This is a genomic window from Paeniglutamicibacter quisquiliarum, from assembly GCF_019084045.1.
Classification (GTDB): domain Bacteria; phylum Actinomycetota; class Actinomycetes; order Actinomycetales; family Micrococcaceae; genus Paeniglutamicibacter; species Paeniglutamicibacter quisquiliarum.
In genome coordinates, this window is the sequence record NZ_JAHRED010000014.1 from 83,407 (window position 1) to 97,823 (window position 14,417).

The following is a 14,417-nucleotide window of genomic DNA, read 5'->3' on the forward strand; positions in this document are numbered from 1 at the left end:
CGGCGTATGCCGGAGACCAGTGGATGTGGTTCGCGAAGCTTCCCGGAGGGGTTTGCCTGCGGTGAATCATTCTGACGAACGCTTTTCAGCTCATGGACAAGGAATTCAAGTGGCTCGGCCTTGCCCTTGGCAGCAAAGAAGATCCAGTGACGAAGTTCCGGCAAGCAGCAATCCAGAGGAGACGTTTCCACGAATTGATCTCCTGGCCAACCGGTACTCGGCAATCCAGACAAAGAGGTCGACGAGGAGGCATTTGACGCAGTTTGGACGCATGGGTGCAGAAGTGGACTTGTTATCTGGATGAATAAGAAAGATGGGATTAGTAGTGTTAATAACCCCTGTGGATACTGTGGATAAGCACTCCCGGCCGCGGGAACGCACCAATTATGCATGTGCACAACATGTGACTGGGCGTGACACTGAGTGTCACGGCTCCGTGGATAACTTTTCCCGTGAATTAAGGGATCCACAGCTGCCCCTGTAGTTATCCGCAGGGAATCGATGTAGTCCACTTAATAATCCACAGGTTTATCCACACCTGTGGTTATTGGATTTGTGGGCCTTCTAGCCTTCGCGTTGCCGTTGCTTGATTCGGTTGGTCAGCTCGGTCACTTGATTGAAAATGGCCCGCCGCTCGGCCATGAGTTCGCGGATCTTGCGGTCGGCGTGGATCACGGTGGTGTGGTCACGGCCACCGAGTTCCTGGCCAATCTTCGGCAGCGACATATCCGTGAGTTCTCGCAAGAGGTACATCGCGATTTGTCGTGCAGTCACCAGGGTCCTGGTTCTGGATTTGCTGTTGAGCTCTTCAATCGTGAGGTTGAAGTACTCCGCTGTCTGGGCAACGATGGTCGCCGGCGTAATCTCCTGGGCGCCCTCGTCGGTGATCAAGTCCTTCAGAACCGTTTCTGCAAGGCTCATGTCAACGGTTTGGTTGTTGAGCGACGCGAAGGCAGTAACGCGGATCAAGGCGCCCTCGAGCTCCCGGATATTCGTGGAGATCTTGGAAGCGATGTATTCCATGACCTCATCGGGCGCGGAAAGGTTCTCGGCCGTGGCCTTCTTGCGCAGAATCGCGATGCGGGTTTCAAGCTCGGGCGGCTGGATGTCGGTGAGCAGGCCCCATTCAAAACGCGATCGCATGCGGTCTTCGAAGCCCGAGAGTTGTTTTGGCGGCAGGTCAGAGGTGATCACAACCTGCTTGTTGTGGTTGTGCAGGGCATTGAAGGTGTGGAAGAACTCTTCCTGGGTTGCGTCCTTGTTGGCCAAAAACTGGATGTCGTCGATCAGCAGGATGTCGACGTTCCGGTAGGTCTGCTTGAAGCTGGCACCCTCATCGTCCCGAATGGAGTTGATGAAGTCGTTGGTGAACTCCTCGGAATTCACGTAGCGGACGCGGATGCCGTTGTAGAGATGGCGGGCGTAATGTCCGATTGCGTGAAGCAGGTGAGTCTTGCCAAGACCGGAATCGCCATAGATAAACAAGGGGTTGTAGGCCTTGGCCGGAGCCTCTGCAACCGCCACGGCGGCGGCGTGGGCAAAACGGTTCGAAGAACCAATGACAAACGTATCGAAGATGTACTTGGGGTTCAGCCGGCCGAATTCCTGGGAATTGGAAGGAGGCGAAGGCTGAGGAAGCACATCGCTGATCCGTGCCTTGGGAACGGGTGGAAGCTCGACCGGGGGAGCCGGGACCTCTTCCGGGACCAAGTCCGAGTCGATGCTGAACGCGCACCTGATATCCGACTGGAAAACAAGCTTCAGCGACTGTTCAAGCGGATCCTTGAGCTGGGTTTGGAGAACGTCACGAGTCAACTCGTTGGGAACCGCCAGCAAGAGCGTCGTTCCGATGAGACCTTGGGGCTGTGCCAAGGCGGCAAATGCACGCTGCATGGGCGTCACACGGTCGTCTTGTTCGATATGGCGAACTACCTGGCGCCAGGCACTGCCGACACTATTGGTCTCGTCCGTGCTCACAATTAGGCCCCTTCGTTCTGTTACATCGACCAAACGGGCGACGAATGGGGCCCAGAACTGCCGGACCCCAACGGAATGATTCTAGCCGTCATCCACAGCGTTATGCACAGACGGTGGATAACTCGGGGTGGATATCTCCCAAGGGCTTGCAAATCTGCGGGGTTCCAAGTAAAAATTGATCTCTAGGATCAAGGTGTCAGGCCCGCTATTCGGATTTTTTGGCCGCTTATCCACCGCGGTATCCACAATTAAGATCACATTGTGCACAGGGTCCCGGTGGGCCGTCGCTGGGCTCAATTTGACGTACCTTCACTTGCACCCCTATCGTTGTGTAGTCCTATGTGCGCACTTTTGGCACTGTGAGATGCCTTCGAAGACCTATTGGCCATCGAAAGCATGGAACAGTCCATGAGGGCCACCTGAATACGAGCGTCGGCCTGTTCTTCCCTACTTATTAGCAACGGGCAAGGCGCATCACATGATCGTCTTGGAGTTACTACCGTGAGCAAGCGGACTTTTCAGCCGAATAACCGTCGTCGTGCCAAGAAGCACGGTTTCCGACTTCGTATGCGTACCCGTGCAGGCCGTGCCATCTTGGCAACCCGCCGCGGCAAGGGTCGCGTCGAACTTTCTGCATAACCATTAAGCACTACTGTCCTGGAATGGCGCAGGTTTTCGTGGGTTCTTTGTTTTTCAGACTCGACGCGTGACGTCGTGTTGCCAAAGAACCAACGTTTGCGCCTTTCGCAGGACTTTACAGCCACTGTACGTTCCGGCGCCCGCACTGGGCGCCGGAACGTAGTGCTATATGCACGGGTTCGCTCCGACGAACCCCAGGGCAATAACCGTTTTGGTTTTATCGTTTCCAAGGCCGTTGGCAATGCCGTGCACCGCAACCTCGTCAAGCGACGGATGCGTGCATTGGCCAAGCAGTTCTCTGCGGATGCCACCGGTCTCGACGTCGTGCTCCGGGCTTTGCCTGGCTCCGCCGGCACCGATTGGAACGATTTGAGCCAGCAGGTCCTCTCCGGACTTGAATCGGTTGTCCGTAAGGCAGGTGCTAAGCATGAAAAAGGATCCTAGACCCAGAACCGGGCTCATCTGGTTCCTGATAGATATCCCCAGAAACCTCCTCATCGGGTTCCTGATGGTGTATCGCAAGATTATTTCGCCGGTCTATGGCGATGTTTGTCGCTACTTTCCCAGCTGCTCGGCCTATGGCCTTGAAGCAGTTACGGTACATGGCGCCATCAAAGGCATCGGATTAACCATCTGGCGTGTCTTAAGATGTAATCCTTTTAGCCATGGCGGGATCGATTACGTTCCCGACGGCCGACGAATTTGGCCAGAAGGCAAGACCCCCAAGATCATGGTGATGAATCATCCTCCGATTCCCGCCGACGAAGATGCCGCAGATGCGGCCTGAGGAGCATGACCGGTAATGACAAACTTCTTTGACCTGCTACTGAGCCCTTTTCGGTATGTAGTCTCGTGGATCCTTTGGGCCTTCCACGAATTGTTCACTCGAATCGGACTTGACCCCAGCTCGGGGTGGACCTGGGCGCTGTCCATCGTCTTCCTGGTGCTCTTGATTCGTACGGCCTTGATTCCGGTCTTCGTCAAGCAGATCAAGGCACAGCGCGCCATGCAGGCCCTGCAACCTGACCTGCGCAAGCTTCAGGCCAAATACAAGGGCAAAAAGGACCAGCTCTCGCAGCAGGCCATGATTGCGGAGCAGCGACAGCTGTTCAAGAAGCACAAGACGAACCCGCTTTCTTCATGCCTGCCCATGCTCGTGCAGATGCCGTTCTTCTTTGCGCTGTTTACTGTTTTGAACAACGCTTCCAAGGCCAGTGCGACCAATTCGGCTGTTGGCGCGCTTTCTGCCGATCACATCCGTAGTTTTGACAATTCGTCGATTTTTGGCGCCCGTCTTTCCGACACCTTCCTGAACACCTTGAACTCGGGATCCCCAAGCGCCGCGGTGATCATTGTTGCCGTCATCATGATTCTTGCCATGACTGCCTCGCAGTTCATCACGCAGAAGCAAATCATGTCCAAGAACATGACGAAGGAAGCCCTCGAGGGTCCCTTCATGCAGCAGCAGAAGATCATGCTCTATATCCTTCCGCTGGTCTTCGGCATCGGCGGGATCAACTTCCCGATCGGTGTCCTGATCTACTGGACGGCCACGAACCTTTGGACTTTGGGCCAGCAGTACTACGTAATTCGCAACAACCCGACTCCCGGTTCGCAGGCAGAGCGCGAGCTCAATGAGCGCCGTGCCGCCAAGGGACTTCCTCCGATCGGCCAGAAGAAGGCTGAAGCCGAAGCTGCAGCAGCGGTCGTCGAGGAGCCAAAGGTGCAGCGCGTGCAGCCCCAGCGCAAGAACAGGAAGAAGAAATAGTCATGAGCAATGTTGAGCAGAGCGAAACTGTCGATACCGCAAATCCGGTACAGGAAAACGATGTTCCCGATGAAGCGAGGAACATCGAAGAGGAAGGCGACATCGCCGCGGACTACCTCGAGGAATTGCTCGATATTGCGGACCTCGACGGAGACATCGACATTGAAGTCCGTGGTGGGCGGACCTACATTTCAATCGCCGGTGAACCCGAAGACGAAAAGTCGCTGCGTCGCCTGATTGGTGCCAAGGGCGAGGTTTTGGACTCCCTGCAGGAGCTCACCCGGCTGGCCGTCTTGACAGCGACCGGCAACCGTTCGCGTCTAGTCCTGGACATCACTGGCTACCGCCAGGGGCGAGCCGGTGAACTCAAGCGCATTGCCGAGGAAGCCGCCGCCAGGGTCAAAGCCAACGGCGAAAGTGTAGCCCTCGAGCCCATGAGCGCCTACGAACGCAAGCTGGTACACGATTGTGTGGCTGCCCTGGGCATGCAAAGCGAGTCCGAGGGTGAAGGCCCCGGCCGCCACATCGTTGTGTCTCCAGCCGACTCTTAAGCCCGGAACCAAGGAACAACAATTCTATGAGCAACGAAGTAGAACTTACCGCAGAAGAGAGCCAAGCCGCCCGGACAGTGTTTGGTGATCGCCTGGGGCTTGCCGAGCGCTATGTTCAGCATTTGGCCACCTCCGGCATGGAACGCGGACTGCTAGGCCCTCGTGAAGTTCCACGCCTGTGGTCCCGGCATGTCTTGAACTGTGCCGTCGTTGCCACCCTAATTGACGAGGGCGCTCATGTGGCTGACGTAGGCAGTGGGGCAGGTCTCCCGGGACTGACGTTTGCCTTGGCTCGTGCCGACCTTGAGCTGACCTTGATCGAGCCATTGGAGCGGCGCTGCATCTGGCTGCACGAAGTCGTCGAGGACCTTGAGTTGGAAAACGTCACGGTGATGCGTGGGCGCGCCGAGCAAGTCGTGGAGCACGTGAACGCGGACTTTGCCACGGCTCGCGCGGTGTCGGCTCTGACGAACCTCGCAGGGCTCACCATCCCGCTACTTCATGGGAAGGGGACTGTCCTGGCCATCAAGGGGCGCTCTGCGGCCGAAGAAGTCGAGAAGGCTGCGAAGATGATTCGTCGTCTCGGAGGTAAGAAGACCGAGGTCGTAACGGTGGGAGAAGAGATTCTCAGCGAACCAACCACCGTGGTGCGTATCAACGTAGGTTAGCGCATTAGCGATAGGCTGTATCAGGTGGCTCCATGCCACCTGTTGAGTTAGTAGAAAGAACTGTTTTGAAGCGTAGCGTTAACAAGATTCCACCGTTTGCAGCGCTTTTCGCTAGTTTTGGCTCATCAAACTCTCAAGAACAACCTAAAACGATTGATTCAACCGAGTCCGATGTTGTTTCACGTGAAACAATCTTTACCACTGCAATGATTCTCGACGAGATCGAAGCGGTGGAATTGGCGGATTCCGATGGAGAGGACCCAGTGGTGGCGAAGGAACCTGTGATGGCACGAAACGTTTTCGATACCACTGACGATAGTTCTCCGCTGGCAAGCCAGCTGGCAAGCGAACACAAAAGGCGGGAAAAGTTGAGCGGCCGGCAGTTGCCCAAGCCGGACACCACCCGCTACATGACTGTCAGCAACCAAAAGGGTGGCGTCGGCAAGACGACGACCACTGTAAACATTGCGGCCGCCCTGGCCATAGCGGGCCTCAACGTCCTGGTGATTGATATTGATCCGCAGGGAAACGCTTCGACTGCGTTGGGCATTGAACACCACGCGGATGTCGACAGCATTTATGATGTGCTCATCAACGACTTACCTCTCGCTGAAGTTGTGGCCACATGCCCTGACATCAATAACCTGACCGTGGCACCTGCAACCATCCACTTGGCTGGGGCGGAAATTGAGCTCGTGTCGCTGGTGGCCCGCGAGCAACGGCTGCGACGAGCCCTGGAACAGTATGCTGAGTATCGCGATGCGAACGGCATGGACCGCCTGGATTACGTTTTCATCGATTGCCCGCCCAGCCTCGGGCTATTGACAGTCAACGCGTTTGTTGCCGCCCGCGAGGTCTTGATTCCTATCCAGTGTGAATACTATGCATTGGAAGGCCTCAGCCAGCTCCTCAAGAACATTGAAATGATCCAGAAGCATCTCAATTCGGATCTCACGGTCTCGACGATTCTCCTGACCATGTATGACGGCAGGACAAACCTCGCCGCTCAGGTTGCAAGCGAGGTTCGCGAGCATTTCCCGAACCAGGTGTTGCAGGCCTTGATTCCCCGCAGCGTGCGCATCTCCGAAGCACCCAGCTATCAGCAGACGGTCATCACTTATGATTCGAGCTCTACGGGTGCGCTTTCCTACTTGGAAGCAGCTGCCGAGATCGCCGAGCGCGGCAACCACTAGGTTTTGTTGCGCTTCCGGTAATTTTCCATGTCTGACCCACGCCAAAGCGAGAATAGTCTGGCCACGGTTCGATAAGTGCCCAATTTAAGTTGTTTTAGAGTAAGAATGCCGAAGAAGCGTCTCTTTGGCGGATAGCTACATGACCTGGGGTCGGGTAGGGTGCAAAAAGTCGCACTTCGGGCTTCTGCGAGCCACACCCGTGAGCCGCGTCCTCAACAATCAATCACCACCCAGTAGAATTGCCTTGGGTCAGGGTAGTAACGGTGTCGAAAGGGAGTAACATCCAATGTCGGAAAAGCGACGTGGTTTAGGACGAGGTCTTGGTGCATTGATTTCGAGCAGCCCGGTCGCGGAATCCGAGGAGGAGACTCCAGCGAATGTTTCACGTGAAACATCAAAGCCGGCCACCGCGAAAACGGCAAAGAATCCGGAACTGATTCCTTCCAAGCCAAAGACCGCTGCCGGTGGCGCCAATGGCAAAAAGGCTCGGCCGGTCGATATGTTCTTCGTGCCGGGCAAGACCGAAGAAGAAGTTGCCGCAGAAAAAGCCAAATCGGCCCCAGCCACGTCCGCAGCTGCTAAAAAGCGCCGCGCCCAGATGCCGGGTCTCATTGCGTCTTCCGGCCGTGCTGGAGAGATGGAAGCGGTTGAAACTGACACCAGCAACCTAGTGGAGGTGCCAGGTGCCAGCTTTGCCGAGCTGTCGGTTGACCAGATCCACCCGAACCGTAAGCAACCGCGTTCATACTTTGACGAAGAACACATGGACGAATTGGTCCACTCCATTCGCGAAGTCGGCCTGCTGCAACCGATTGTGGTTCGTCCCTCCAAGGAGAATGACAAAGAACCATACGAGATCGTTATGGGTGAACGCCGATGGCGTGCCACCCAGGCAGCCGGCCTTACAACAATTCCGGCAATCGTCCGTGAAACGCAAGACGATGATCTCCTCCGGGATGCACTACTGGAAAACCTTCACCGTTCGCAGCTCAACCCGCTCGAAGAGGCAGCCGCGTACCAGCAGCTTCTTAGCGAATTCGATTGCACACAGGAAGTCCTGTCGGAACGTATAGGTCGTTCACGGTCGCAGATTTCCAATACAATCCGACTAATGAAGTTGCCCGCACTGGTGCAGCGTCGAGTAGCCGTGGGTGTCATATCCGCCGGACATGCGCGTGCGCTGTTGGGTCTCGCCGATGCCGCGGAGATCGAGCAGCTGGCACAGCGGATCGTCAACGAGGGGATGTCCGTCCGGGCTACCGAAGAAGCCGTGGCCATGAGTGATGGTCAGCAAAAGCCGCGCAAGACCGCGGCTCCGAAGCAGACGCCGCGCCATGAGCGGTTGGACTTCTTGGCAACTTCGCTCTCTGACCGGCTTGATACGAACGTAAAGATTTCGTTAGGTGCTCGGAAGGGTCGTGTCAGCATCGAATTCGCCAGCGTCGATGATTTGAACCGCATCATGAGCGTGCTGTCGCCGGAGTCCGAAGCGAAGTAGGCAATCAGGCGAAAAAAGGGTGGAGTGTTTCACGTGAAACACTCCACCCTTTTCGTTTAACCAAGTAGGGATACTTTGTAGCTGGACGTCCAGTGCTCTCGGAGTCGACGGCCACAGCACCGACCTGTGCCGCGTGGGGTCTCGCATGGCGTCAAGGAGCCCGCAGAAGCCCTCGAGAGCGACTGGGGGCATCTCCGGACTACGTACGGCACCAGACGTCCCCGAAGGCCCCTAGGGGGCCCTGGGGGCAGCCATGCGAGGGTCGGCATCGAATAGGGGAGTCGGACTTGTGTGGCGACTTATGGTGACTGCGAACCAGGACAAGTACGACAACTGCACCCATGCCTGAGTCCAGGAGCGGCGCGACAGTGCTGTCGCCATGAATTGAGACCGATCAAGCTCCAGCGCTTAGGACGCCTGTGCGGTCGAGTATTGGCAGAGGATGAGGCTGTCAGACACGAGCGAACACCCATCGTCGATGACGGGCTGCACCCGGTGGACGCTAGATCTTCGTTTCAATCGAATCGCTTGGAACTTGCCGGCTACCCAGGAAGTCCGTGATTCCACTCCAGAGAAGCGGTGGCTGGACTGCCCTCCACTGACGCCCAGACAAGATCAATCGTGCATGGTGGAGATGATGTTTCACGTGAAACAAGATGACGGCTGCCGAAGCGCTTCAGGAGTAGCGCTATCACGACCTGAGGATGACGCATGGTCCCACCGATTGAAAACGAGAGCGGTGATGAGGCAAGACAGCGGACGATTGCAGAGTTGTCCACCCAACTATTGGTCCGCAACGGTATTCGGCGCTTTGGGGGACACTGTCCAGTCCCCTTGGGGCCACTGATGCTGCCAATTCGGGCCAGCAGCGGCCTGGGTCGGAACCGGCGGGCTCCAACTCGTGAATTCATGCCCGGGAGGACCAGAGCGTCTCGCGCATGTTCCCATCTCCGGACTCGATCCAGGTGGCAGTTCGGCCGGCGGGCCCCCGGTGCGGCTCGGACCTGTCAAGTGGAAATCGCTCGCCCTTGGTGCTGGCCATGGTCGCCACGTCCAATATCGGTGGCTCCCGTCGAAGTAAATATCCATTCTCAGTTGAACGCCGACGCGCGAGGATGTCTTGGAAGGCTGCGAAAGGGCTGGCCTTTCAAAATATTTCGTGGCCTGAATCGGCGTGGGCCATGTTGTGAGCGGAGAGAACCGAAGACGGAATGGCCAAGACAAGCGTGCCTACCCTCGGCTACTCATGGGAGTGTCAGAGATGCTGGGCCTCATGGACTGACGATCGTTGGAACGGTAGGTACCGCCTGCCTGCCCCGAATCGCGTATTGTCCTCGGGACGTAACGCGAACAGACTGCTGGATTGTGCGATCCGGAGCCGCATGAGTCAAATCCATACGATTTCGGAGTCTGTCCACATCGAATTGGCACGCCCACCAACTTGGTGGCAAGGGCATCCCGGACGCGGCTTTTGGTCGCGATAGTTGGGCGAAGTGACCAATGCCCATGGGTCTGATGCGATGCGACGTAGCCACGCCTTCCGGGCAGTGTAACGACGGCGGAATCTCCGAAGGACTGAAGAGCCCGTACTCGTGCCCCGTGTCGCACAGGTGCAGGTGTGCAACGAGCCGACGGCGGAGTTTGTCCGACCACGGGGGCTGCAGCTGTGAGATGCTGCCCGACGTATTCAATAACCCGTGTCCGGATCCAGGACGCAGCAGTGGAGGATGCCGGAGGAGAGCAAGTTTCCATCGAGATCAATATCTCGGTTTCGTATGTGTCCTGCGCGGAGCGGACGATGGCCGTCCACACCCTGGGCCTCATTCCCTTATCGATGAGTCTTTCCATGGAGTCCAGAACGAGCTCACGGCGACTTTGCCTGCAACTCTGCACGAAGAGAGAATCCAAGTTCGCGGCCCTCCGCGCTTGTGAGCAACCGGATTTGGATGACGATGGTCGACGGCGTCCCCGGGATGGGCATTCGAAACGCTGACGAGGTCCAACGGCATTGCCGCCGGAGACTTCGAGCTCGTTGATCGACGCCGACGGCCATGGTGTGCAGTGGCGCGTAGACGGGGAGGAACGCTGCCCTGTCTGGGGCTACCGCACCGGACAGGGGAGTATGAATGTTGTCCCGGGCTCGCATCGCTGCCGGGACACCCGGACCAGCGGCACGCCAGCTCAGGTTGCCAACAGCCATGGATGGGAGCTGGAAGCCATTCCGATCGCACGTACAGCAGTGGAACCTGTGTCAGCGGCAACCGAACACTGCCCACGGGCGAAACTCTAGGGTGACCCTGCAGCAACCTTGTTGACCGCAGGCGGACATCCTCTTCTTGCCCGGCTGGGGCCCAGAGGAGTCCAGGCCTCCCATGACGGAGATGTTGGCATTCCCTGAGGCGGTCCATCCGAAGCTTCCACGTGAACGTTGTGCTGAATCGAGCCACCCGTGGGAGCTCCTGAGCATCCATCCATGTCTGGCGATGGTGCCGTCACAGAACCGAGCGCGACCGACCGATCCACGGTTTTAGAATGAACTGAGGCGGTCGCTGAACCGGGCACCCTCGTCCGCCCAGGCAGCAACTGAAAGAGGGGCCAATGCCTTTCGGCCGCCGGCACCTGCTCAGGGTTGCCGTCCACGATCGAGTCGACTCCGTGGCAAATTCAATTGCCGCTCATGGCTGTTTTCGACGTGGTGCTGACAACCCGCCACCGACTGTGTCCCGTTGCTGGTGACCAAGCTCGGTGCCTGGTCTCATTCCCCGCTACGCGCCCTGGTCGCCGACCCGGTGCGCGAGTGGCCGGACAAGGCCACGCCCACCGACCGGCGTCGGCTGTTCAATGCCGTGGATGCCGCGTCCGGGACCACCGGATTCCACCATGCGATACATGCGGCCGACACTCTGATCCAACGCGGGGACGGACCGGACATGGCCATGCTGGGCATGCTCGCCCGCCGGCTGGCCGACGGCACCGAACCACCGGCAGCGAACGTGGACTTGAGCGTCTATGACACCTTCACCACCCTGAACATCACCACAGGAGAGGTCGCATGAACCCGATCACCGACCAAGACCTCCTCGAGGCCGGTAAGCACGCCTCGCTCACCGGCAGCGTGTTGACCGAATGGGCCGAGAAGGGCACCCCGAAGCAACGCGAATACCTGCACGGGGTGCTGGTCGCCGAGCACGAATCCCGGCTCGAATCCCGGCGACAGCGGCTGCTCAAGGCCGCACGGCTGCCCGCGATGAAATCACTGACCGGGTTTGACTACAGCAACGTCAGGTTCCCCGAAGACTATGGAAGCCATCCCCTTGAATCCCTGGACTTCATTGACCGGGCGCAGGACCTGGTGCTTTACGGGGACGTGGGCACCGGCAAGACCCACATGGCCACAGCCCTGGTGGCGGCCGCGTGCCGGCAGGGCATCGCCGCGAGGTTCTTCACCACCTCGGCGCTGGTGATGATGCTGCGCCGGGCGAAGGAGGAGGACCGGCTGGACAAGGAACTCGCGTCCCTGGCCAAGAACCAGTTGATCGCCATCGATGAGCTGGGATACCTGCCGATCGACAACGAGGGGCCAGGCGCTTGTTCCAGGTGATCGCGGACGGGTATGAAAAACGGAGCCTGATCATCACGACAAATTTGGAGTTTTCTCGGTGGGGCAGCGTGTTCGGGGACGACAACATGGCTGCCGCCGTCATCGACCGGCTGGTGCACCATGGGCGGCTGTTGCAGTTCCGTGGCGAGTCCTACCGGGTCAAGAATGCGCTCATGAAGTAGGCCAAACGCCGACATGGCAGGAAACCGAGCCCACGTGGCCTGATTCTTAGCGCTTTAATGGCCGACTTAAATTTGACGAAACACAACCGACCCAAGGTGAAGGGATCAGCTCGGGGGGCGACGGAGATAGGCGCTTGGGTTCCACCTTTACGCTCGCCCCCTCGGTGGTAGTCCGTCGGCGAAGTACAAGCGGAGAGATAGGACCGGGCTGCCGGTCACAGAGACCTGTTGCCTTTCTCGGGGGAGTGGTCCCGAGTCCGGGCAGGCAGAGAAGGGGCTCGTGAATCGACCACTTTCGACCGGGGGCCCGGTAAACGTCAGAACCTTTTCCTGGGTGGCGCAGTAGGGGCCAGGCAAAGGTCTTGGTGTACCAGGCTGATGTCAGCCGACGTATTAGCCGTCCAGATCACGGTTTGGACCCCATGGCCGCAAACGCCTTCGGTATCTAACACCTCAGGGCCTGGGCTCATATTTGAGTGTATGAGCAGAAGTCATTGAACCGCGCCTCGAGGCACGACGTCAGTGATCCGGAGTCGGGTACAGGGGTAGCGGTTCCAACTGGGCCGCGAGTTCCAAGCTCGCACCGCTCACCAGGCCCGTCGTCGGACGGGGCGGGCCGAATTGACCGATGAATCGGTTCGAGACCGCGGTAGTTTCCTGACTGAGGTAGTCGTTGAACCCGCCGGACAAGCTCTGTCGGCACGGCATTATGCTGTTTCCTGTTTCAAGGTTCCGCAGGTCGCGGAGCATGGAGCCTGCCACCCAGGCAAGATTCTGCCGAACCGGACGTTGCGCGCACCTCGCCGGATGCCCCACCATGAACGACACCTGCCGCTCCCGGAACGGGAATTCGCAGTGGGCTTGGCCGTGTCATGTGGCGCTGCAATGTGTCGGGTGCATTGGCAGCGTGGATCAGGAACATCGCTTTGTGTACATCTGGACGTCGTTTCAGCCTTTGGTTGCGCCCTCTCGGCAATGCGGCCGACATCTATCGATCCTCGGCGACAGCATTAGGGGACCGATTGAAATGGCTAGGGGAGGACGAGCGATACCGGGACCGAGGGCCAGCAACCCAGCACTCACTATGCGACCTAAAGTCGGGGCGGGCTAAGAGGCAGCGCGGTGTCGGCCACTGGCAGCAGGTGACGGCCAATGCTCTGCTGCGGCTGCGGACCGTTGTCAGGCCTCGATGCGGGTTGCATGGACATATCCAAGGACATTCAACACAGCAACGTGTGCGATGCACTCCTCTACGACAAGGGCGCCCATGATCCGGTGGATATACGAATCCCGAGCCGCAGGGGTACCAGGCACACTGAAAGATCTGACCTCCCTTGGCCCACCAAGCCTTCCGCGATGTTCGCCGATCAACGATCGATTGAGGTACGGCAGGGACTCGACAGGGTGTCGGCCCTTCACCCGCTGGTCATACAACCGGCCCTAGGCAGGGATCTGGAGGCTCGAACGGGTACTGCAGAATCCCTAGGCAGGAAACCAATAGCGTGCGCCAACAAAAGTTTCACGTGAAACATGGACTCAGCTGCACCCGGGGGACACGGGTTCGCGAGCCAGCCAAACCGACAGATGTTTCACGTGAAACGGTTACGCCCATTGCCAATACTCCGCCCCGGCAATCCATGGTTACCCCTCCCTGCGGGGACGAAAATGGATCGCCACCCAGACACCGAGGTAGGCGCCCCACCGCGCCATGAACAGCCAGGGGTGGGCTGCAGGATGAGGCGAACGTTGTATGGTTGTCCGCCGAAAAATGCTTCCGACCGTGGCCATCACCTGCCACAAGATACATGCCGCGAACTGTCCACCAGGGCAAACGGGAGCAACCAACTCGCCGGGGGAGGGGCCCCTGCCCCGCGCCGGAGCAGACGCTGGTTTCATGCCTATGGACTACCTGGGGGCGGGGAGGCGACAAGCGAGCCCAGCACTCCGGGTCGCACGCAATAGGACCTGCCGTCAGCGCAGACGTAGACGCTCACTGGAGCGCGGTCCAGCACTCTCTACGACCATTGGCGCATCCATAGTCCTTCGTCAGCTCCCATGACCGGTCGTGAGATCCGGGTGCATGTCTGGGAGGCGTGGAGCCCGCGGATAGCGCGACTCGGGTCGCTACCGCCATTAGGTATCCGGGCAGCGAAGCCTGGAAATCCACTGGGTCCAGGCTTCCGCCCTAGGATTGGATCCTTGCCGTGGGACATGCAGTGGCTTATCGAACCTGGGGCACGCGCACAGCAGGTATCCAGCAGACAGGCCTTTGGCACCAGAAATCCCACGCGTCACCACAGGCAATCAGGCCGGGTGAGCAAGCGCGGAGGCATCGGCGTC

The 14,417-nt window shown here is 58.4% G+C and carries 10 protein-coding genes and 1 pseudogene; 10 read left to right on the plus strand and 1 reads right to left on the minus strand.

All coding sequences use genetic code 11. From position 1 onward, the window contains the following. Positions 1 to 564 precede the first annotated feature (564 nt). Positions 565 to 1,977: a chromosomal replication initiator protein DnaA gene (gene dnaA, locus KRR55_RS18965; protein ID WP_217390879.1), complete on the minus strand. Its 1,413-nt coding sequence runs from the start codon at positions 1,975 to 1,977 to the stop codon at positions 565 to 567. A 501-nt stretch (positions 1,978 to 2,478) separates the two neighbouring features. On the opposite strand from dnaA, the gene rpmH reads away from it, so the two are divergent. The 10 genes and pseudogenes from rpmH (at position 2,479) to istB (ending at position 12,077) form a co-directional block, all read left to right on the plus strand. Next, positions 2,479 to 2,616 carry a 50S ribosomal protein L34 gene (gene rpmH / locus KRR55_RS18970; protein ID WP_217390880.1) on the plus strand — a complete coding sequence of 46 codons (138 nt, stop codon included), beginning with the start codon at positions 2,479 to 2,481 and terminating at the stop codon, positions 2,614 to 2,616. Positions 2,617 to 2,691: 75 nt separating this feature from the next. Next, on the plus strand, positions 2,692 to 3,060 hold the full coding sequence (rnpA, locus tag KRR55_RS18975) for a ribonuclease P protein component (RefSeq protein ID WP_217390881.1): 369 nt from the start codon (positions 2,692 to 2,694) through the stop codon (positions 3,058 to 3,060). Beyond that, positions 3,044 to 3,403, plus strand: a complete 360-nt coding sequence (gene yidD, locus KRR55_RS18980) for a membrane protein insertion efficiency factor YidD (RefSeq protein ID WP_217390882.1) — start codon at positions 3,044 to 3,046, stop codon at positions 3,401 to 3,403. Before rnpA ends, yidD begins: the two co-directional genes overlap by 17 nt. Before the next feature lie 15 nt (positions 3,404 to 3,418). Continuing rightward, positions 3,419 to 4,384 (plus strand): membrane protein insertase YidC, encoded by a 966-nt coding sequence (yidC, locus tag KRR55_RS18985; RefSeq protein ID WP_217390883.1) that lies wholly within the window; start codon positions 3,419 to 3,421, stop codon positions 4,382 to 4,384. 2 nt (positions 4,385 to 4,386) lie between these two features. Continuing rightward, the gene (locus tag KRR55_RS18990; protein WP_217390884.1) at positions 4,387 to 4,935 is read left to right on the plus strand and encodes a Jag family protein; all 549 of its coding nucleotides are present in this window, start codon (positions 4,387 to 4,389) and stop codon (positions 4,933 to 4,935) included. Between the two features lie 26 nt (positions 4,936 to 4,961). Then, positions 4,962 to 5,603: a 16S rRNA (guanine(527)-N(7))-methyltransferase RsmG gene (rsmG, locus tag KRR55_RS18995; protein ID WP_217390885.1), complete on the plus strand. Its 642-nt coding sequence runs from the start codon at positions 4,962 to 4,964 to the stop codon at positions 5,601 to 5,603. A gap of 284 nt (positions 5,604 to 5,887) precedes the next feature. Then, on the plus strand, positions 5,888 to 6,796 hold the full coding sequence (locus KRR55_RS19000) for a ParA family protein (RefSeq protein ID WP_254456422.1): 909 nt from the start codon (positions 5,888 to 5,890) through the stop codon (positions 6,794 to 6,796). 286 nt (positions 6,797 to 7,082) lie between these two features. After that, complete coding sequence (locus KRR55_RS19005) at positions 7,083 to 8,294, plus strand: ParB/RepB/Spo0J family partition protein (RefSeq protein ID WP_217390886.1); 1,212 nt, start codon at positions 7,083 to 7,085, stop codon at positions 8,292 to 8,294. Between the two features lie 2,726 nt (positions 8,295 to 11,020). Further along, on the plus strand, positions 11,021 to 11,350 hold the full coding sequence (locus KRR55_RS19010) for a hypothetical protein (RefSeq protein WP_217390887.1): 330 nt from the start codon (positions 11,021 to 11,023) through the stop codon (positions 11,348 to 11,350). Next, a pseudogene (istB, locus tag KRR55_RS19015) lies at positions 11,347 to 12,077 on the plus strand (IS21-like element helper ATPase IstB). The gene KRR55_RS19010 and the pseudogene istB overlap by 4 nt, the downstream one beginning before the upstream one ends. Positions 12,078 to 14,417 lie beyond the last annotated feature (2,340 nt).